General features: G+C 62.3%; 18 protein-coding genes and 2 tRNA genes. 2 read left to right on the top strand and 18 right to left on the bottom strand.

What is annotated here, in order from left to right; translation table 11 throughout:
- Positions 1-124 (top strand): transposase (locus EWH21_RS19795; RefSeq protein WP_277700592.1); only part of this gene is annotated, 124 nt, incomplete at its 5' end.
- A 55-nt stretch (positions 125-179) separates the two neighbouring features.
- Here the strand turns inward: EWH21_RS19795 and pnp are convergent.
- From pnp to rlmE, 15 genes are all read right to left on the bottom strand, one after another.
- On the bottom strand, positions 180-2,288 hold the full coding sequence (pnp, locus tag EWH21_RS19800; protein WP_037050803.1) for a polyribonucleotide nucleotidyltransferase: 2,109 nt from the start codon (positions 2,286-2,288) through the stop codon (positions 180-182).
- A 172-nt stretch (positions 2,289-2,460) separates the two neighbouring features.
- Positions 2,461-2,730: a 30S ribosomal protein S15 gene (rpsO, locus tag EWH21_RS19805; RefSeq protein ID WP_047590392.1), complete on the bottom strand. Its 270-nt coding sequence runs from the start codon at positions 2,728-2,730 to the stop codon at positions 2,461-2,463.
- A gap of 222 nt (positions 2,731-2,952) precedes the next feature.
- On the bottom strand, positions 2,953-3,873 hold the full coding sequence (gene truB, locus EWH21_RS19810; RefSeq protein ID WP_277699145.1) for a tRNA pseudouridine(55) synthase TruB: 921 nt from the start codon (positions 3,871-3,873) through the stop codon (positions 2,953-2,955).
- Positions 3,874-3,875: 2 nt separating this feature from the next.
- Positions 3,876-4,265, bottom strand: coding sequence for a 30S ribosome-binding factor RbfA (gene rbfA, locus EWH21_RS19815; protein ID WP_037050808.1), 390 nt, complete (start codon positions 4,263-4,265; stop codon positions 3,876-3,878).
- Between the two features lie 112 nt (positions 4,266-4,377).
- Entirely contained in the window at positions 4,378-6,870 is a 2,493-nt protein-coding gene (infB, locus tag EWH21_RS19820; RefSeq protein ID WP_277699146.1) for a translation initiation factor IF-2, read from the bottom strand.
- A 27-nt stretch (positions 6,871-6,897) separates the two neighbouring features.
- Positions 6,898-8,379 carry a transcription termination factor NusA gene (gene nusA / locus EWH21_RS19825; RefSeq protein WP_037050815.1) on the bottom strand — a complete coding sequence of 494 codons (1,482 nt, stop codon included), beginning with the start codon at positions 8,377-8,379 and terminating at the stop codon, positions 6,898-6,900.
- A gap of 157 nt (positions 8,380-8,536) precedes the next feature.
- Positions 8,537-8,995, bottom strand: coding sequence for a ribosome maturation factor RimP (gene rimP / locus EWH21_RS19830; RefSeq protein ID WP_037050820.1), 459 nt, complete (start codon positions 8,993-8,995; stop codon positions 8,537-8,539).
- Between the two features lie 128 nt (positions 8,996-9,123).
- A tRNA-Met gene (locus EWH21_RS19835) sits at positions 9,124-9,200 on the bottom strand.
- Between the two features lie 96 nt (positions 9,201-9,296).
- Positions 9,297-9,382 (bottom strand) — tRNA-Leu (locus EWH21_RS19840).
- A 7-nt stretch (positions 9,383-9,389) separates the two neighbouring features.
- Positions 9,390-9,767, bottom strand: a complete 378-nt coding sequence (secG, locus tag EWH21_RS19845; RefSeq protein ID WP_047592286.1) for a preprotein translocase subunit SecG — start codon at positions 9,765-9,767, stop codon at positions 9,390-9,392.
- A 3-nt stretch (positions 9,768-9,770) separates the two neighbouring features.
- Positions 9,771-10,526, bottom strand: a complete 756-nt coding sequence (gene tpiA, locus EWH21_RS19850; RefSeq protein WP_277699147.1) for a triose-phosphate isomerase — start codon at positions 10,524-10,526, stop codon at positions 9,771-9,773.
- Between the two features lie 65 nt (positions 10,527-10,591).
- Entirely contained in the window at positions 10,592-11,929 is a 1,338-nt protein-coding gene (gene glmM / locus EWH21_RS19855) for a phosphoglucosamine mutase (protein ID WP_277699148.1), read from the bottom strand.
- 13 nt (positions 11,930-11,942) lie between these two features.
- Positions 11,943-12,794, bottom strand: a complete 852-nt coding sequence (gene folP / locus EWH21_RS19860; protein ID WP_277699149.1) for a dihydropteroate synthase — start codon at positions 12,792-12,794, stop codon at positions 11,943-11,945.
- A gap of 8 nt (positions 12,795-12,802) precedes the next feature.
- Positions 12,803-14,716 carry an ATP-dependent zinc metalloprotease FtsH gene (ftsH, locus tag EWH21_RS19865; RefSeq protein WP_037050830.1) on the bottom strand — a complete coding sequence of 638 codons (1,914 nt, stop codon included), beginning with the start codon at positions 14,714-14,716 and terminating at the stop codon, positions 12,803-12,805.
- 174 nt (positions 14,717-14,890) lie between these two features.
- Complete coding sequence (rlmE, locus tag EWH21_RS19870) at positions 14,891-15,514, bottom strand: 23S rRNA (uridine(2552)-2'-O)-methyltransferase RlmE (protein WP_037050834.1); 624 nt, start codon at positions 15,512-15,514, stop codon at positions 14,891-14,893.
- Between the two features lie 90 nt (positions 15,515-15,604).
- Here rlmE and yhbY point away from each other — a divergent pair, with 90 nt between their 5' ends.
- The gene (yhbY, locus tag EWH21_RS19875) at positions 15,605-15,916 is read left to right on the top strand and encodes a ribosome assembly RNA-binding protein YhbY (RefSeq protein WP_037050836.1); all 312 of its coding nucleotides are present in this window, start codon (positions 15,605-15,607) and stop codon (positions 15,914-15,916) included.
- A gap of 105 nt (positions 15,917-16,021) precedes the next feature.
- Here yhbY and EWH21_RS19880 read toward each other — a convergent pair whose 3' ends face one another.
- Genes EWH21_RS19880 through carB form a run of 3 tightly spaced genes read right to left on the bottom strand, consistent with a single transcriptional unit; the run spans position 16,022 to position 20,131 of the window.
- Complete coding sequence (locus EWH21_RS19880) at positions 16,022-16,459, bottom strand: DUF4149 domain-containing protein (protein ID WP_277699150.1); 438 nt, start codon at positions 16,457-16,459, stop codon at positions 16,022-16,024.
- Positions 16,437-16,913 (bottom strand): transcription elongation factor GreA, encoded by a 477-nt coding sequence (gene greA / locus EWH21_RS19885; protein ID WP_037050841.1) that lies wholly within the window; start codon positions 16,911-16,913, stop codon positions 16,437-16,439. Before greA ends, EWH21_RS19880 begins: the two co-directional genes overlap by 23 nt.
- On the bottom strand, positions 16,910-20,131 hold the full coding sequence (gene carB, locus EWH21_RS19890; RefSeq protein WP_037050844.1) for a carbamoyl-phosphate synthase large subunit: 3,222 nt from the start codon (positions 20,129-20,131) through the stop codon (positions 16,910-16,912). Before carB ends, greA begins: the two co-directional genes overlap by 4 nt.
- Positions 20,132-20,162: the final 31 nt, after the last annotated feature.

The following is a 20,162-nucleotide window of genomic DNA, read 5'->3' on the forward strand; positions in this document are numbered from 1 at the left end:
CACCAGCGTCCTGGAAGGCGTGAACAACCGCATCAAGGTGATCAAGCGGATGGCCTATGGCTTCCGGGACTCTGACTATTTCTTCCTGAAAATCAAGGCCGCCTTCCCCGGGAAAGCGCGATGAACCATAAAAAAGGGCCCCCGCAGGAGCCCTTCTGTTCAAGCCAGCGAAGGATCGCTTAGACGCCGGAGGCCTCGGCGGCCGCTACGTCCTTGATCGACAGCTTGATACGGCCGCGGTTGTCCACGTCCAGAACCAGTACCTTCACTTCCTGGCCTTCCTTCAGTACGTCGGTGACCTTCTCCACGCGCTGATCGCTCAGCATGGAGATGTGCACCAGACCGTCCTTGCCCGGCAGGATGTTGACGAAGGCACCGAAGTCGACGATGCGCTCGACCTTGCCGACGTAGATCTTGCCGATCTCGGCTTCCGCGGTGATGGCCAGAACGCGCTGCTTGGCAGCCTCGGCCGCTTCCTTGGTTTCGCCGAAGATCTTGATCGAGCCGTCGTCTTCGATGTCGATCGAAGCCTTGGTCTCTTCGCAGATACCACGGATGGTGGCGCCACCCTTGCCGATCACGTCGCGGATCTTGTCCTGGTCGATCTTCATCGCCAGCATGGTCGGGGCATTGGCCGACAGCTCGGTGCGCGACTGGGCGATGACCTGGTTCATCTGGCCGAGGATGTTCAGACGGGCTTCCAGCGCCTGCTCCAGCGCCTGCTCCATGATCTCTTCGGTGATGCCCTGGATCTTGATGTCCATCTGCAGCGCGGTGACGCCCTTGGCGGTACCGGCCACCTTGAAGTCCATGTCGCCCAGGTGATCTTCGTCACCGAGGATGTCGGTCAGAACGGCAAACTTCTCGCCTTCCAGTACGAGACCCATGGCGATACCGGCAACCGGCGCCTTCATCGGCACACCGGCGTCCATCAGCGCCAGGGAAGCGCCGCAGACCGAAGCCATGGAGGACGAACCGTTGGACTCGGTGATTTCCGATACCACACGGATGGTGTACGGGAACTCGTCGTCCTTCGGCAGCATGGCAGCGACGCCACGACGGGCCAGGCGGCCGTGACCGATTTCGCGGCGGCCAGCGCCACCCATGCGACCACACTCACCGACCGAGAACGGCGGGAAGTTGTAGTGCAGCATGAAGGGGTCTTTCTTCTCGCCTTCCAGGGTATCCAGCAGCTGTGCGTCGCGGGCGGTGCCCAGGGTGGCGACGACCAGCGCCTGAGTTTCACCACGGGTGAACAGCGCCGAACCGTGGGTCTTGTCCAGCACGCCGACTTCGATCTTCAGCGGACGCACGGTGCGGGTGTCGCGACCGTCGATACGCGGCTTGCCATCGACGATGTTCTGGCGAACGGTGCGGTATTCGATCTCGCCGAAAGCGGCTTTGACTTCGTCAGCCGGGAACTGACCTTCGCCTTCGCCGGCCAGGGCCGCGACGACTTCATCACGCAGCTCGCCCAGACGGTTGTAGCGGTCCTGCTTGATGGTGATGGTGTAGGCCTGGCTGATGGCGGCGCCGAACTGGCTGCGGATGGCGTCCAGCAGCGGAGTGTTGGCGGCCGGAGCCTGCCAGTTCCAGGTCGGCTTGCCTGCTTCGGCAGCGAATTCCTTGACGGCCTGGATCACGGCCTGGAATTCCTGGTGGGCGAACAGTACGGCACCGAGCATCTGGTCTTCGGTCAGCTCCTGGGCTTCCGACTCGACCATCAGTACGGCGGTTTCGGTACCGGCCACGACCATGTCCAGGCTGGACGCCTTGAGCTGCTCGTAGTTGGGGTTCAGCAGGTAGCCGGTATCCGGGTGGAAGGCTACGCGCGCGGCACCGATCGGGCCGTTGAACGGAATGCCGGAAACGGCCAGGGCAGCGGAGGTACCGATCATGGCGGCAACGTCCGGATCGGTCTTCTTGCTGGTGGAAACGACGGTGCAGACGACCTGCACTTCGTTCATGAAGCCTTCGGGGAACAGCGGACGGATCGGACGGTCGATCAGGCGCGAGGTCAGGGTTTCCTTCTCGCTCGGACGGCCTTCACGCTTGAAGAAGCCGCCAGGAATCTTGCCGGCTGCGTAGGTCTTCTCCTGGTAGTGCACGGACAGCGGGAAGAAGCCTTTGCTCGGGTCGGCGCTCTTGGCACCCACGACGGTCACCAGCACGGTCACGTCGTTGTCGACGGTCACCAGCACGGCACCGCTGGCTTGACGGGCAATACGGCCAGTCTCGAGGGTTACGGTCGACTGACCGAACTTGAATTGCTTGATTACCGGGTTCACGGTGTTTTCCTTCTCTCTGTTGCCTTGGGGGAAATCTGAAAGCGGCACGGGAGTCGGACCCGATGCATCCTTCGAAAAGCCAAAAGCTGGAAGCCCGGAGCCGCAGGTCGGGGATCATGCCCCGACTTGCCGCTCCGAACTCCCAGCTTCCAACTTGTGCAGCTCGCGTCTATTAACGACGCAGGCCCAGGCGACCGATCAGGGCGCTGTAACGACTGGTGTCCTTGGCCTTCAGGTAGTCCAGCAGCTTACGACGCTGGTTAACCATACGGATCAGACCACGACGGCTGTGGTGATCCTTGCCGTTGGCCTTGAAGTGACCTTGCAGCTTGTTGATGTTGGCGGTCAGCAGGGCTACCTGCACTTCCGGGCTACCGGTATCGCCTTCAGCTTGCTTGTAGTCGTTAACGATCTGGGCTTTTTCTTCAACGCTGAGTGCCATGTTGGCTTCCTCTCATCTGGAAACTGCCGAAGCAGTCTCAATAGGCCGGGAATCGCTCCCCGTGTTTTAAAAAGAGGTATGACCGTGCCTACTGACAGCCACCCTCGCAGTACCGGATGACAGCTTCGCTATCACCCCGGCTTCGACCTCGCGGCCGAACCATTCGGTGCCATGCACCGCTTTCTCTCAACCCGGCCCTTGAGGACCGAGCCTGCACCCGTGCTACGCACCGGTGTAAATCAGTCGACGCGGCGCGATGCGCCCGTCGTCGCTCACCTCACCGATGCCGATGAAGCGACCGTTGTGGTCCTGCACGCGGACCATGCCGAACTTCGGCGCTTCCGGCGCCCGCACCGGCTGCCCTTGCAACCAGTAGAACGCACTGTGCTCGGAGAACTGCAGCAGCGGCCAGTCCTGCAGGCCGCTGTCGACCGGCTGCAGGAAGCGATCGAGCGCTTCATTGCCGCTTTCGGCATGCGCCGCTTCCAGCTCTTCCAGGGTCACGGTGCGTGACAGGTCGAACGGGCCGGCCTTGGTGCGCCGCAGTTCGGCGACGTGTGCGCCGCAACCGAGCAGTTGGCCAAGATCCTCGACCAGGGTCCGAATATAGGTGCCCTTGCTGCAGTCCACCGACAAACGCGCCTGCTCACCCTCGAGGGCCAGCAATTCCAGGCGCGCAATAGTAACAGAACGCGCCTCGCGCTCCACTACTTCACCGGCGCGCGCCAGCTTGTAAAGCGGCTGGCCGTCCTTCTTCAGGGCCGAGTACATCGGAGGTATCTGTTTGATTTCTCCGCGAAAACGCGGCAGCAGTGCCTCGATTTCGCTGCGACCAACGGTCACCGGGAGGCGCGCGATCACCTCACCTTCGGCATCGCCGGTGGTGGTGGTGACGCCAAGCTGGGCGACCGTCTCATAGCCCTTGTCGGCATCGAGCAGGTACTGGGAGAACTTGGTCGCCTCGCCGAAGCACAGCGGCAGCACGCCGGTGGCCAGCGGGTCGAGGCTGCCGGTGTGCCCGGCCTTCTCGGCATTGAGCAACCAGCGCACCTTCTGCAGGGCCGCGTTGGAGGTGAAGCCGCGCGGCTTGTCCAGCAGGATGATGCCGTCGACCTTGCGACGAATACGTTTGACCTGGGCCACGCTTATTCCTCGCCGCCGTCCTGGTGCTTGCGGTCTTCCGCCACGGCACGCTCGATCAGCGCCGACAGCTCGGCACCGCGACGGATGCTGGCGTCGTACTGGAAGTGCAGTTGCGGGACGGTGCGCACCTTCATCGACTTGCCCAGCAACATACGCAGATAGCCGGCTGCCTCGGAGAGGATCTCCAGGTTGAGCTTGATCTGCTCGGCGTCGTCGTCCTTGCCCATCACGGTGATGAACACTTTGGAATGGGACAGGTCGCGGCTGACGTCCACGGCCGTGATGGTGACCAGGCCCAGACGCGGGTCCTTGATCTCACGCTGGATCAACACGGCCAGCTCACGCTGCATCTGGTCGCCGATACGCTGGGTACGGCTGTAATCTTTCGCCATTTCTTACTTACCTTTCCTTCGTCCTGGCGCCTCGCCGGCACCGGACGTAAAAGCGGCAAACGCCCGGCCGCGCATGAGCGGGGCCGGGCGTTGCATGATCAAGGGGTTGCGCTTACAGACTGCGCGCGACCTGGACCTTCTCGAACACTTCGATCTTGTCGCCGACCTTGACGTCGTTGTAGCTCTTCACGCCGATACCGCACTCCATGCCATTACGCACTTCGGCGACGTCGTCCTTGAAGCGACGCAGCGATTCCAGCTCGCCTTCGAAGATCACCACGTCCTCGCGCAGTACGCGGATCGGACGGTTACGGAACACGGTACCTTCGATGACCATGCAGCCCGCGACGGCGCCGAACTTCGGCGAACGGAACACGTCACGCACTTCCGCGGTGCCCAGGATGTTCTCGCGAACATCGCTGCCGAGCATACCGGTGAGCGCCTTCTTGACGTCTTCGATGATGTCGTAGATGACGTTGTAGTAGCGCATGTCGAGGCCTTCGGACTCGACGATCTTGCGCGCACCGGCGTCAGCACGGACGTTGAAGCCGAACAGCACGGCATTGGAAGCCAGCGCCAGGTTGGCATCGGATTCGGTGATACCACCGACGCCGCCACCGACCACACGCACTTGCACTTCGTCGTTGCCGAGGGTGCTGAGCGAGCCTTGCAGAGCTTCCAGAGAACCACGCACATCGGCCTTGAGGACGATGTTGAGGGTCTTCTTCTCTTCCTGGCCCATGCTCTCGAAGATGTTTTCCAGCTTGCCGGCGTGGGCACGAGCCAGCTTGACCTCGCGGAACTTGCCCTGACGGAACAGTGCAACTTCGCGGGCCTTCTTCTCGTCGGCCACCACCATCATCTCGTCACCGGCATCCGGGGTGCCGTCCAGGCCGAGGATCTCGACCGGAATCGACGGACCGGCTTCCTTGATCGGCTTGCCGTTCTCGTCGAGCATGGCACGCACGCGGCCGTAGTTGACGCCGACCAGGACCATGTCGCCCTGACGCAGGGTACCGTCCTGTACCAGCACGGTAGCCACCGGGCCACGGCCCTTGTCCAGACGCGACTCGACCACCACACCACGACCCGGAGCGGTCGGAGTGGCTTTCAGCTCGAGTACTTCAGCCTGCAGCAGTACGGCTTCGAGCAGCTCATCGATACCGGTACCGGCCTTGGCGGAAACCGGTACGTAGGGTGCGTCGCCGCCCCACTCTTCCGGGATCACATCCAGCGCGGCCAGGCCGTTCTTGATGTTGTCCGGGTTGGCTTCCGGCTTGTCCATCTTGTTCACCGCGACCACGATCGGCACGCCAGCGGCTTTCGCGTGCTGCACGGCTTCCTGGGTCTGCGGCATCACGCCGTCGTCAGCAGCGACGACGAGGATGACGATGTCGGTGGCCTTGGCACCACGGGCACGCATCTGGGTGAACGCGGCGTGACCGGGGGTGTCGAGGAACGTGACCATGCCACGCTCGGTTTCCACGTGGTAGGCACCGATGTGCTGGGTGATGCCACCGGCTTCGCCGGACGCTACCTTGGCACGACGGATATAGTCGAGCAGGGAGGTCTTGCCGTGGTCGACGTGACCCATGACGGTCACGACCGGTGCACGGGACAGCGCCTCGCCTTCGAACTTCAGCGATTCGGCCAGGGAATCTTCCAGGGCGTTGTCGCTGACCAGCTTGACCTTGTGGCCCAGCTCTTCGGCGACCAGCTGGGCAGTTTCCTGATCCAGCACCTGGTTGATGGTGGCAGGCGAACCCATCTTGAACATGAACTTGATGACTTCAGCAGCCTTCACCGACATCTGCTGGGCCAGTTCGCCCACGGTGATGGTCTCGCCGATCGACACCTCGCGCACCACCGGACCGGCCGGAGCCTGGAAGCCGTGCTGGTTGCGCTTCTTCATCTTGGCCTTGCCACGGCCGCCACGACGGAAGCCATCGCTTTCCTCGTCGACGCTGCGCGGGGCGCTGCGCGGAGCCGGAGCCTTTTCCTTGACGGTCGGGCGATGCTGCGTGTGCTTGCGATCGCGGCGCTCGTCTTCATCACGCGCCTTTTCAGGACGACGGACTTCTTCTTTCTTGCGCTCGACCTCGGCAACCGGAGCGGCTACGGCCGGCTCGCTGACAGCTGCCGGCGCGGCTGCAGCAGCAGGTGCCGAAGCGGCTTCGCTGACAGCAGTGGCTGCCTGGCGCTTGGCCTCTTCTTCGGCCTTGCGCTTGGCTTCTTCCTCGGTCTTCAGACGCTCGGCCTCGGCAGCAGCCTGCTGAGCTTCCAGCTCACGCTGCTTCTCGGCTTCGAGCTCTTCCGGGCTGCGCTTGACGAAGGTCTTCTTCTTGCGCACTTCAACACTGATGGTCTTGCTGCCAGCAACCTTGAGGGTGCTGGTGGTCTTGCGCTGCAAGGTAATCTTGCGCGGCTCTTCGACCTTGTCGCCGTGACTGCCCTTGAGATGGGCCAGCAGGGCCTGCTTCTCACTGTCGGTCACTACTTGTTCGGCGCTGCTGTGGGACAGGCCGGCTTCACGCATCTGCTGCAGCAGGCGCTCTACCGGAGTGTCGACCACTGTGGCCAGTTCTTTCACCGTGACTTGCGTCATGCATCTTTCTCCTCAGGCCGCAACCGCTTATTCGAACCAGTGGGCTCGAGCGGCCATGATCAGCTTGCCGGCACGCTCTTCGTCGATGCCGTCGATGTCGAGCAGGTCGTCAATCGACTGCTCGGCCAGGTCTTCACGGGTAATCACGCCGCGCAGCGCAAGCTCCAGAGCCAGCGCCTTGTCCATGCCTTCCAGTTCCAGCAAATCATCTGCCGGATGGGCATCTGCCAACTTCTCCTCGTTGGCGATCGCCTTGGTCAGCAGACGATCCTTGGCCCGTGCACGCAGCTCGTTGACGATGTCCTCGTCAAAGCCATCGATGCTGAGCATTTCTTCCATGGGTACGTAGGCAATCTCTTCGAGACTGGTGAAACCCTCTTCGACCAGGACTTGAGCCAGTTCTTCGTCGACTTCCAGCTCGTCGATGAAGGACTGCATGATGTCGCCGGTTTCCGCCTGCTGCTTGGCCTGGATGTCCGCCTCGGTCATCACGTTCAGCGTCCAGCCGGTCAGCTGACTGGCCAGGCGCACGTTCTGGCCACCACGACCGATGGCCTGAGCCAGGTTGTCCTCGCCGACAGCGATGTCCATGGCATGGGCATCTTCATCGACAATGATCGCTGCCACTTCGGCCGGCGACATGGCGTTGATCACGAACTGCGCAGGATTGTCATCCCACAGCACGATATCCACACGCTCGCCGCCCAGCTCGCCGGACACGGCCTGCACGCGAGAACCGCGCATGCCGATGCAGGCGCCCTGCGGGTCGATACGCTTGTCCTTGGAGCGCACGGCGATCTTGGCGCGCGAACCCGGATCACGGGAGGCGGCCTTGACGTCGATCAGCCCTTCGGCGATCTCCGGCACTTCGATACGGAACAGCTCGATCAGCATTTCCGGCGCGGTACGCGACAGGATCAGCTGCGGGCCGCGGTTCTCGGTACGGATTTCCTTGAGCAGGGCACGCAGACGCACACCGACGCGGAAGGTTTCGCGCGGGATGATGTCTTCACGAGCCAGCAGCGCCTCGGCATTGTTGCCGAGGTCGACGATGACGTTGTCGCGGGTGACCTTCTTCACGGTACCGGAGATGATCTCGCCCAGACGCTCGCGATAGGCATCGACCACTTGCGCACGTTCGGCTTCGCGCACTTTCTGCACGATGACCTGCTTGGCGGTTTGCGCGGCGATACGACCGAACTCGATGGAATCGACCTTCTCTTCGAGCACGTCACCGATCTTGGCATTGGCCTCGACCGCCTGCGGCATGTCGTCGGTCAACTGGTAGGCCGGGTCCTCGAACTCGGACTCGTCGACCACCGTCCAGCGACGGAAAGTCTCGTAGCTGCCATTGTGTCGGTTGATCGACACACGCAGATCGACTTCGTCTTCGAAACGTTTCTTGGTGGCGGTCGCCAGAGCCAGCTCCAGCGCCTCGAAAATCACGCCGGCCGGTACACCCTTTTCATTGGATACCGACTCAACAACCAGCAGTACTTCTTTGCTCATCGTACGCCTCGCCTCTCGCAATCCATTGGTTCTGCGCAATCTGCGTCACGTTCACGCCAGTGGCGCTACATTCGTGCACGGCCGCGCTACCTTCGCGTCATCTGCGCCCCGTGCTGCGAACCATCGCGGAGCACGGCAACGACGCAGACAGCGCGTCTCAATCAAATCGGGGGATGATATTGGCCTTGTCGATCAAGTCGATCGGCAACAGGTACTCGTGGTCATCCACCTGCACCACCACGTCCTGCTCCTCCACACCACGGAGAAGGCCCTGGAAGTTGCGCCGCCCGTCGAAAGGCGAGCGCAGCTTGATCTTCACCTGCTCACCGACATGTGTCGCGAACTGTTCAAGGGTGAACAGCGGGCGATCCATGCCAGGAGAAGAAACTTCCAGCGTGTACTCCGAGGAAATCGGGTCCTCGACGTCGAGCACACCACTGAGCTGACGGCTGACGATCTCGCAATCGTCGATCAGGATGCCATCTGCCTTATCGATATAGACACGCAGCAGCGAATGACGCCCCTGCGACAGGAACTCGATGCCCCAACATTGATAACCGAGCGCCTCGATTACCGGGGCCAACAAGGCCTGCAACTGTTCTAGCTTGCTCGACACTTAACGGCCCTCGTGCATGCTGTGCAAATAAAAAATGGGCGAAACGCCCATCCCTTCAATCCGCAAAAATCGCTGCGGACACTGTCTTTCAGCTAACAAAAAGCCCCTGAAAAGGGGCCTGCTGAAACTGGTTGCGGGGGCTGGATTTGAACCAACGACCTTCGGGTTATGAGCCCGACGAGCTACCAGACTGCTCCACCCCGCGTCAAAGCTGGGCCGGAATTATACGGCCACCCCCTGGCGAGGGTCAACCAACACTCCAGCAACAAGAAAGCCCGCTAACAGCGGGCTTTCTTGAGTATGGTACCGAGGAGGGGACTCGAACCCCTACAGCCTATGGCCACTACCACCTCAAGGTAGCGTGTCTACCAATTCCACCACCTCGGCAAAACGGTTACTGCTCTGGAGCCTCCGGCACATCCGAAGCTTCGGATGCTGGGGCTTGCTCTTCGAGCACCGGCACGTCTTCGACCGCCGGCTTTTGTTGAACTTCCAGAACCGCTGGATCAGGAAGGCCAACCTGTGTCAGTGCATCAGCTTTTTCTTTAGCAAAGTACGCTAAACCCAAGCTGGTAATGAAAAAAGCTGCGGCGAGTATACCAGTAAACTTACTCAGAAAGGTAGAGGAACCTTGGCTTCCGAATACAGTTGCCGAAGCACCCGAACCGAACGACGCACCGGCGTCAGCACCTTTACCCTGCTGCAACAACACCAGCACCACAATCCCGATCGCACCCAGCAGGTGCAGAACAACAATGACTGTTTCCAGCATTCTTCAGTTTCCTGCAGCGCGACAGATCGCACCGAATTCATCCGCATTCAGAGAGGCTCCACCCACGAGCCCCCCATCGATATCCTGCATGCCGAACAACTCGGCTGCACTGGCGGCCTTGACACTGCCGCCATAAAGAATTCTCAGCCCGCTCGCCACCTCAGCATCCAGCTGCGCAACCTGCGCGCGGATCGCTGCGTGCACTTCCTGAGCCTGCTCAGGCGTAGCGGTCAAACCGGTACCAATGGCCCATACAGGCTCATAAGCCACCACGGCCTGTTTCAGAGACTCGACACCCAGGGCATCGATCACTGCGGCCAACTGACCTCCCACCACACCCAGCGTTGCATTCGCCTCACGCTGCTCACGGGTCTCACCAAGGCAGAGCACGGGAATCAAGCCCGCTTTCTGCACGGCCGCAAACTTGCCGACCACCACCTCATCGCTCTCGCCCAGAATCAGACGACGCTCGGAGTGGCCGACCAGCACAAGCTCGCAACCGCCATCGACCAGCTGGCTCGTCGCCAACTCACCGGTCAGGGCACCCTGCTCCACCTGCGCCGCGCAATCCTGCGCTCCAACCTTCACTGCACCATCCGCCAGACCGTGAACGACCTGGGCGATATGCAGACTGGAGGGAAACACCGCGACATCAATCCCGACAGGCAATTCCTGCCGGCACAGCCCTTCGATCAGCTCTGCGACGCTGGCGCGGGTACCGTGCATTTTCCAGTTACCGGCGACCAAGGGGCGACGCATGTTTTACCTCGTCGATCAAAGAGGGCGCAGATGTTACCCAAGAGCACCCTCGGTAGCAAGCTCAATCAAGCACAGACTTCGGCAACAATCTTAGCTAATTCATCAGCATAGCCACGGACGCTGCTTTCCTCGTCGCCCTCGACCATCACCCGCACCAGCGGCTCGGTACCGGACTTGCGCAGCAACACGCGACCGCGACCGGCCATCTGCTCGGTCACACGGGCACACGCATCCTTCACCGACGGGTGCTCCAGCGGATCGACAGCCCCCGACAGACGCACGTTGACCAGCACCTGCGGGCACTTCTTCAGGTCGCTGCGCGCCTCGACCAGGGTCTGCTGGCGTCGTTTCAGCGCCATGAGAACCTGCAGAGCGGCGATGATGGCGTCACCCGTGGTGGTGTGCTGGAAGCAGACCAGGTGCCCCGAGTTCTCGCCACCCAGCAGCCAGTTGCGTTCCAGCAGTTCGGCGATCACGTAGCGATCCCCCACCCTGGCGCGCACGAAAGGAATGTTCAGTTGCTCGAGCGCCAGCTCGAGGCCCAGATTGCTCATCAGCGTACCGACCACGCCACCGCGCAGACGCCCACGCTCCTGCATGTCGCGCGCGATGATGAACAGCAGTTCGTCGCCGTCGACGACCGCACCATATTGATCGACCATCAGCACGCGGTCGGCATCACCGTCGAAGGCGATGCCGAGATCGGCCTGCTGCGCCACGACCTCGGCCTGCAACGCCGCGATATGAGTGGAACCACAGCCATCGTTGATATTGAGGCCATCGGGCTGCGCCGAGATGACCCGCACTTCGGCACCCAGCTCGCGGAACACGCTGGGCGCCACCTTGTAGGCAGCGCCATGGGCGCAATCGATGACGATCTTCAGGCCCTTGAAGCTGGTACCACTGGGCACGCTGCCCTTGCAGAACTCGATGTAGCGACCCGAGGCGTCGTTGATCCGCGAAGCCTTGCCGATGCCGGCAGACTCGACCACGGTCATCGGCTGATCGAGCAACTCCTCGATCATCATCTCGACATCGTCCGGCAGCTTGGTGCCTTCGCTGGAGAAGAACTTGATGCCATTGTCGTCATGCGGATTGTGCGAGGCGCTGATGACGATACCGGCATCAGCCTGGAAGGTCCGCGTGAGGTAAGCGATGGCCGGCGTCGGCATCGGACCGAGCAGCTGTACGTCGGCACCGGCAGCCGCCAGACCTGCCTCGAGGGCGGACTCGAACATGTAGCCGGAGATACGCGTGTCCTTGCCGATCAGGATGCGGCATTTGCCCTGCTTGCGAAATGCCATGCCTGCAGCCCAGCCGAGCTTGAGCATGAAGTCAGGGGTGATCGGAAACTGCCCCACATGGCCACGGATGCCATCGGTGCCGAAGTATTTTCTAGCCATCAGTCTTTCCTTGTTATTGCGCTGCTTCAACCGCAGCGACCATGCGCACCACGTCCACCGTTTCGGCGACATCGTGCACACGCAGAATATGTGCGCCCTTGGTCAGCGCCAGGGCAGCCAGCGCCAGGCTGCCGTAGAGCCGCCCGCCAACCTCGTGGCCAAGCACCTTGCCGATCATGCTCTTGCGCGAGACGCCCACCAGCAGCGGCCGGCCCAGCCCGGAGAGCTCGCCCATGTGCCTGAACAAGGCCAGATTATGCTCCAGCGTCTTGGCAAAACCGAAGCCCGGATCGAGCACGATCCGCTCAGCGGGTATACCGGCGGCCGCGCATGCCGCCATGCGCTCGACGAGAAAGCCCCGCACTTCGGCGACGATGTCCGGGTACTGCGGGTTGTCCTGCATGTTGCCCGGCTCGCCGCGCATGTGCATCAGGCACACCGGCAGGCCACTGTCGGCGGCGGCGTCCAGCGCGCCATCGCGCTGCAGCGAGCGCACGTCATTGATCAACCCCGCCCCCAGCCTCGCACTCTCGCGCATGACCGCGGGCGTCGAGGTGTCGACCGAGATGATGACGTCCAGCTCACGCGCGATGGCCTCGACCACCGGCGCGACTCGCTCCAGCTCCTCGGTCGGCGACACGGCCCGGGCGCCAGGACGGGTGGATTCACCACCGACATCGATCAGCGTGGCACCGGCATTGACCATCGCCTCGGCATGCCGCAACGCAGCATCGCGCGCCGTGAAGCGACCGCCATCGGAGAAGGAATCAGGGGTGACATTGAGGATGCCCATCACGTGCGGACGGGACAAATCAAGAAGCCGGCTGCCACAGGGCAGCCGGCTCGGGTGTTGCGCAAAGGACATAGGCGACCTTAGTGCTCGGCAGCAGGACCGCCGATTGGCTTCTCGGGACGACTGGGCTCATCGACCTTGGCCTGCGGCGCACCGGAGTCGCCACCACCATCCCAACCACGTGGCTCGCGGGGCTCGCGGCCATTCATGATGTCGTCGATCTGCTCGGAGTCGATGGTTTCGTACTTCATCAGCGCTTCGGCCATGGCGTCGAGCTTGTCGCGGTTTTCCACCAGCAGGCGCTTGGCCGTGTCGTAGCACTCGTCGATGATGCGACGCACTTCCTCGTCGATTAGCTTGGCGGTTTCACCGGACACGTTGCTGTGCTGGCTGCCCATGCTGCGTCCCAGGAACACTTCGCCTTCTTCCTCGGCGTACATCAGCGGACCCAGCTTCTCGGACAGCCCCCACTTGGTGACCATGTTCTTGGCCAGCTGAGTGGCGCGCATGATGTCGTTGGAAGCACCGGTGGTGACGCCATCGAAACCTAGGGTCATCTCCTCGGCGATACGGCCGCCGAACAGCGAGCAGATCTGGCTGATCAGGGCGCGCTTGCTCAGGCTGTAACGATCCTCTTCCGGCAGGAACATGGTCACGCCCAGGGCACGACCGCGCGGAATGATGGACACCTTGTAGACCGGATCATGCTCGGGCACCAGACGACCGACGATAGCGTGACCCGCCTCGTGGTAGGCCGTGTTGAGCTTCTCCTTGTCGGACATGACCATGGTCTTGCGCTCGGCGCCCATCATGATCTTGTCCTTGGCCAGCTCGAACTCCTTCATTTCCACCAGACGCTTGCCTGCACGGGCAGCGAACAGGGACGCCTCGTTGACCAGGTTGGCCAGATCGGCACCGGAGAAGCCCGGGGTACCCCGCGCGATGACTGCCGCATTGACGTCGTCGCCCATCGGCACCTTGCGCATGTGCACTTTCAGAATCTGTTCGCGACCACGGATGTCGGGCAGGCCCACCACCACCTGGCGGTCGAAGCGGCCGGGACGCAGCAGCGCCGGGTCGAGCACGTCGGGGCGGTTGGTGGCCGCGATGACAATGATGCCATCGTTCATCTCGAAGCCATCCATCTCCACCAGCAGCTGGTTGAGCGTCTGCTCGCGCTCGTCATGACCGCCGCCCATGCCGGCGCCACGATGGCGACCCACGGCGTCAATCTCATCGATGAAGATGATGCACGGCGCGTGCTTCTTGGCCTGATCGAACATGTCGCGGACACGGGAAGCACCGACACCGACGAACATTTCCACGAAATCGGAACCGGAGATGGTGAAGAACGGCACCTTGGCCTCGCCCGCCACGGCCTTGGCCAGCAACGTCTTACCGGTACCCGGGGAACCGACCATCAGCACGCCACGCGGGATGCGCCCACCGAGGCGCTGGAACTTGCCCGGGTCACGCAGGAACTCCACCAGCTCGCTGACTTCCTCCTTGGCCTCGTCGCAACCGGCGACATCGGCGAAGGTGGTCTTGACCTGGTCTTCGGAGAGCAGGCGCGCCTTGGACTTGCCGAAGCTCATCGGCCCGCCCTTGCCGCCCGCACCGCCCTGCATCTGGCGCATGAAGAACATGAACACGGCGATGATCACCAGGATCGGGAAGCTCGCTACCAGCAGCTGGGTCCAGATGCTCTGCTGCTCAGGCTGCTTGCCTTCGATGACCACGTTGTTGTCGATCAGGTCACCGATCAGGCCGCCGTCCTGGATCGCCGGACGAATGGTCTTGAAGCCTTCGCCGTCGGTGCGCTTGCCGGTGATCACGTAGCCGTCGACGGTCACGCGCTCGACGCGCCCTTCCTTGACCTGCTCGATGAACTGCGAGTAGCTCAGGGTCTGCGGCTCGCTCGGGCTGGAGAAATTGTTCATCACGGTGACCAGCACCGCCGCGATGATCAGCCACAGGATGAGATTCTTTGCCATGTCGTTCAATTAGCTACCCTCTGAAGCAGGCCTCGTGGCGAAGCGCGCTTCCCATGACGACCAATGATATACCGGCCTAACTTACACCAAACGCCCACATCCCGCAGGCACCGTCTGTAACCCTTTATGAGGGTTGTACTACCTGAGACCAGCAGGTCGGGCCGTCGTTGCAACTCACAACCCGCGAAAGCCCCGCGCCAGCAGGTACTGCTCACGAGAGCGATCGCGCGACGACAACGGCTTGCGCATCTGCACCTTGTCGAAGGTGTCGCGCACCTGCCGGTGATAGGTATCGAACCCCTCACCTTGGAAAATCTTGATCAGAAAGTCCCCGCCCGGACGCAGCACGCGCCCGGCCAGGTCCAGCGCCAGCTCGCACAGATACATCGCGCGCGCCTGATCCGCCGTCCTCACCCCACTCATATTGGGGGCCATATCGGAAATAACAAGGTCAACCGGGTTTTCCCCGATGGCGGCGAGGATCTGCTCGAACACGGCATCATCGGTGAAGTCGCCCTGGATGAAGGTCACATCCGGAATACTGTCCATCTCCAGGATGTCGGAGGCGATCAGACGCCCCTTGTCACCGATCACCCGGCTGGTGACCTGCGACCAGCCACCCGGCGCGGCGCCGAGGTCGACCACGGTCATGCCGGGACGCAGGATGCGATCCTTCTCCTGGATTTCCAGCAGCTTGTAGCTGGCGCGCGAACGATAGCCGTCCTTCTGCGCCATCTTCACGTAAGGATCGTCGAAATGTTCTTTCAGCCAACGCTGGCTGGTCTTGGAACGTGCCACTGAAACCTCGGACTCAACGGGTCATGAATAACTGCGCGGGCTCGGGTAAGATAGGCGCCGTTTTCCAGACCGAATTAGGTACTAACGATTATGCCGCTCACTCAAGAGCAGAAGAAACAATTCAAATCTATCGGCCACCACCTGAAACCTGTATTGATCGTGGCCGACAATGGTTTGACCGAGGGCGTGCTGGCAGAGCTGGACCGTGCCCTGAACGATCACGAGCTGATCAAGGTACAGCTGCGCCTCGCCGAACGCGAGGACCGCCAGGCCGCCATCGTGGCCCTGTGCGAAAGCGGCCGCGCCGAACTGGTCCAGTCGATCGGCAAGGTCGCCCTGCTCTATCGCAAGAACCCCAAGCCGAATCGCAACCTGTCCAACGTCATTCGCTACCAGGGCTGAACCAGCTGCAAGCTGCAAGCTGCAAGCAAATCAGGATAAACGTCCTGCAACTCAAGTACGCCAGGCGCTTCGCGCCGCTTTTACTCGAGGCTTGTTGCTTGCGGCTTATCGCCGCTCTTTCCCCGGCACGGGTTGCAGCACCAGCAGCAACCCGCAGAATGCCATGACCAGATAGCTGAAGCGTAGCCAGTACTCGGCCCCAGGCCAGTAGTGCAGCGCTGCGAAATGACTCAGCGCCATCGCCGCGACGGTCAGCAGCAGCTGCCCGCGCACATCCCGCAGCAGACTGGCCAACCCTTCGACACGCAGCAGCGCCAGTGCCTGCAGGGCAACGCCCACTGCCGCCAGGCCCACCAGCAGCGGCATCAGGCGCGCCGCGATCTCCTGCACCAGCAAAGGCGCCAGGCCGGCCTGTTCGATGGCCGGCAGGACGATGAACTGCAACACCCAGATGCCGCCGACCCAGAGGGTCTGGGCCAGCTGCCAGCTGACAGCGGAGGCCCGTGACGGCTGGCGCGGCTTATACGTGGCGGACTTCGACAATCTCGTACTCGACCAGGCCACTGGGGGTCTGCACGCCGACGACATCGCCTTCGCTCTTGCCCACCAGGGCGCGCGCGATGGGAGATGCAACGGAGATCTTGCCCTGCTTGATGTCGGCTTCGTCTTCACCGACGATCCGATAGGTCACGCTCTCGTCGGTCTCGACGTTGGCGATTTCCACGGTGGAACCGAAGATCACCTTGCCGGTGTGCTCGATGGTGGTGACATCGATGATCACCGCATTCTGCAAACGACCTTCGATATCACGCACGCGCGCCTCGACCATGCCCTGCTCCTCGCGGGCGGCATGGTATTCGGCGTTTTCCTTGAGGTCACCCAGCTCACGCGCCTCGGCGATCGCCTGGCTCAGGGCCGGACGACGCACCTTGGTCAGGTGCGCCAGTTCTTCTTCCAGGGCGCGAGCGCCCTGGACGGTCATGGGGTACTTGTTCATGCCTTGATTCCTGCATGCAGATCCTGCAGCCGACGCACGGTCTTCTCCGGACCGAACTTGAGCGCCTCACAGACCGCCTGACCCGCCGCGATGGTGGTGGTGCAGTAGATCTTGTGCTGCAGGGCGTTACGACGGATCGAGTAGGAGTCAGCGATGGACTGACGCCCCTCGGTGGTATTGATGATCAGGGTGACCTCGTCGTTCTTGATCATGTCGACCACGTGCGGACGACCTTCGGTCACCTTGTTCACACGGCGTACCGGCAGGCCGGCAGCCTCGATCACCTTGGCGGTACCGGCGGTGGCGACGACTTCGAAGCCCAGGCTGACCAGGTCGCGAGCGACCTGCACGGCCTCGGCCTTGTCATCCTCGCGCACGCTGATGAAGGCACAGCCGGTGTTCGGCAGGATTTCGCTGGCACCGACCTGGGCCTTGGCGAAGGCTTCGCCGAAGCTGTCGCCGACACCCATCACCTCACCGGTGGATTTCATCTCCGGGCCGAGGATCGGGTCGACACCCGGGAACTTGGCGAAGGGGAACACCGCTTCCTTGACGCTGAAGAACGGCGGAATGATTTCCTTGGTGTAGCCCACTTCGGCCAGGCTCTTGCCTGCCATGACGCGCGCCGCCACCTTGGCCAGCGACTCGCCGACGCACTTGGAGACGAACGGCACGGTACGCGAGGCGCGCGGGTTCACTTCGATGACGTAGATGTCTTCGCCCTGTACGGCCATCTGCACGTTCATCAGGCCGACCACGCCGAGTTCCAGGGCCATTTTCTTGACCTGCTCGCGGATCTCGTCCTGGATGTGTGCCGGCAGCGAGTACGGCGGCAGCGAGCAGGCGGAGTCACCGGAGTGCACGCCGGCCTGTTCGATGTGCTGCATGATCGCGCCGATGACCACGGTCTCGCCGTCGCTGACCGCATCCACGTCCACCTCGATGGCGCAGTTGAGGAAGCGATCCAGCAGCACCGGGCTGTCGTTGGACACTTTCACCGCTTCGCGCATGTAGCGCTTGAGCTCTTCTTCCTGGTAGACGATTTCCATCGCCCGGCCGCCCAGTACGTAGGACGGACGCACCACCATCGGGTAGCCGATGTTCTTCGACAGGGCCAGGGCCTCGTCTTCGCTGCGCGCGGTGGCGTTGGCCGGCTGACGCAGGTTCAGGCGCTGCACCATCTGCTGGAAGCGCTCACGGTCTTCGGCACGGTCGATGGCCTCGGGGCTGGTACCGATGATCGGCACACCAGCTTCTTCCAGGGCGCGGCAGATCTTCAGCGGAGTCTGGCCGCCGTACTGGACGATGACGCCCTTGGGCTGCTCGACACGGACGATTTCCAGCACGTCCTCCAGGGTCACCGGCTCGAAGTACAGGCGATCGGAAGTGTCGTAGTCGGTGGAGACGGTTTCCGGGTTGCAGTTGACCATGATGGTCTCGTACCCGTCTTCACGCATGGCCAGCGCCGCATGCACGCAGCAGTAGTCGAACTCGATGCCCTGGCCGATACGGTTGGGACCGCCGCCGAGGATCATGATCTTGTCGCGGCCGCTCGGCTTGGCCTCGCACTCTTCCTCGTAGGTGGAGTACATGTAGGCGGTGTCGGTGGCGAACTCGGCAGCGCAGGTGTCCACGCGCTTGTACACCGGCAGCACTTTCAGCTTGTGGCGATGGGCACGCAGGCTCTTCTCGGAAACGCCGAGCAGCTTGGCCAGACGCGCATCGGAGAAGCCCTTGCGCTTGAGCTTGAACATCAGGTCGTAATCGATGGCCGACAGACCCAGGGTCTGCACGGTGGCTTCGTCCTTGATCAGATCCTCGATCTGCACCAGGAACCACTCGTCGATACGGGTCAGGTCGAACACCTCGGCGACGCTCTTGCCGGCGCGGAAGGCATCGGCCACGTACCAGATGCGGTCGGCGCTGGGCACGGTCAGCTCACGACGCAGGGTGCTCTCGGCTTCCGGGTCGTTCAGGTCGAGCTTCGGATCGAAACCGGCGACGCCGACTTCCAGGCCGCGCAGGGCTTTCTGCACCGACTCCTGGAAGGTACGGCCGATGGCCATGACCTCGCCCACGGATTTCATCTGGGTGGTCAGGCGGGCGTCGGCCTTGGGGAATTTCTCGAAGGCGAAGCGCGGAACCTTGGTCACCACGTAGTCGATCGACGGCTCGAACGAGGCCGGGGTACGCCCGCCGGTGATGTCGTTCTGCAGCTCGTCCAGGGTGTAGCCGACGGCCAGCTTGGCGGCGATCTTGGCGATCGGGAAGCCGGTGGCCTTGGAGGCCAGCGCCGAGGAACGCGATACGCGCGGGTTCATCTCGATCACGACCATGCGCCCGGTGTTCGGGCAGATGCCGAACTGCACGTTGGAGCCACCGGTTTCCACGCCGATCTCACGCAGCACCGCCAGGGAGGCGTTGCGCATGATCTGGTATTCCTTGTCGGTCAGGGTCTGCGCCGGCGCGACGGTGATCGAGTCGCCGGTGTGCACGCCCATCGGATCGAAGTTCTCGATGGAGCAGACGATGATGCAGTTGTCCTTCTTGTCGCGGACCACCTCCATCTCGTATTCCTTCCAGCCGATCAGCGATTCGTCGATCAGCAGCTCGTTGGTCGGCGACAGGTCCAGACCACGGGCGCAGATTTCCTCGAATTCTTCACGGTTGTAGGCGATGCCGCCGCCGGTGCCGCCCATGGTGAAGCTCGGACGGATGATGCAGGGGAAACCCACCATCTCCAGCACGCCGTAGGCTTCTTCCATGCTGTGGGCGATACCCGAGCGCGGGCAGGCCAGGCCGATGTCCTTCATCGCCTTGTCGAAGCGCGAACGGTCTTCGGCCTTGTCGATGGTGTCGGCGTTGGCACCGATCATCTCGACACCGAACTTTTCCAGCACGCCGTGGCGCTCCAGATCCAGCGCGCAGTTCAGCGCGGTCTGGCCACCCATGGTCGGCAGCAGTGCGTCCGGACGCTCCTTCTCGATGATCTTGGCCACGGTGGCCCACTTGATCGGCTCGATGTAGGTGGCGTCGGCCATGGCCGGGTCGGTCATGATGGTGGCCGGGTTGGAGTTCACCAGAATGACGCGGAAACCTTCTTCCTTCAGCGCCTTGCACGCCTGGGCGCCGGAGTAGTCGAACTCGCAGGCCTGGCCGATGACGATGGGGCCGGCACCGAGGATCAGGATGCTTTTGATGTCTGTACGTTTTGGCATGATCGTTACTCGAATCCTTAGGTCAGTCGGC

It is taken from the genome of Pseudomonas sp. REST10, assembly GCF_029542605.1.
In the GTDB taxonomy this organism is placed as follows: Bacteria; Pseudomonadota; Gammaproteobacteria; order Pseudomonadales; family Pseudomonadaceae; genus Aquipseudomonas; species Aquipseudomonas khazarica.

Excerpts from the sequence above, each read along its gene's own strand:
- rpsO (WP_047590392.1), bottom strand. The coding sequence starts at position 2,730 with ATGGCACTCAGCGTTGAAGAAAAAGCCCAGATCGTTAACGACTACAAG.
- rbfA (WP_037050808.1), bottom strand. The coding sequence starts at position 4,265 with ATGGCGAAAGATTACAGCCGTACCCAGCGTATCGGCGACCAGATGCAG.
- infB (WP_277699146.1), bottom strand. The coding sequence starts at position 6,870 with ATGACGCAAGTCACGGTGAAAGAACTGGCCACAGTGGTCGACACTCCG.
- nusA (WP_037050815.1), bottom strand. The coding sequence starts at position 8,379 with ATGAGCAAAGAAGTACTGCTGGTTGTTGAGTCGGTATCCAATGAAAAG.
- secG (WP_047592286.1), bottom strand. The coding sequence starts at position 9,767 with ATGCTGGAAACAGTCATTGTTGTTCTGCACCTGCTGGGTGCGATCGGG.
- tpiA (WP_277699147.1), bottom strand. The coding sequence starts at position 10,526 with ATGCGTCGCCCCTTGGTCGCCGGTAACTGGAAAATGCACGGTACCCGC.
- glmM (WP_277699148.1), bottom strand. The coding sequence starts at position 11,929 with ATGGCTAGAAAATACTTCGGCACCGATGGCATCCGTGGCCATGTGGGG.
- folP (WP_277699149.1), bottom strand. The coding sequence starts at position 12,794 with ATGTCCTTTGCGCAACACCCGAGCCGGCTGCCCTGTGGCAGCCGGCTT.
- ftsH (WP_037050830.1), bottom strand. The coding sequence starts at position 14,716 with ATGGCAAAGAATCTCATCCTGTGGCTGATCATCGCGGCGGTGCTGGTC.
- yhbY (WP_037050836.1), top strand. The coding sequence starts at position 15,605 with ATGCCGCTCACTCAAGAGCAGAAGAAACAATTCAAATCTATCGGCCAC.
- greA (WP_037050841.1), bottom strand. The coding sequence starts at position 16,913 with ATGAACAAGTACCCCATGACCGTCCAGGGCGCTCGCGCCCTGGAAGAA.
- carB (WP_037050844.1), bottom strand. The coding sequence starts at position 20,131 with ATGCCAAAACGTACAGACATCAAAAGCATCCTGATCCTCGGTGCCGGC.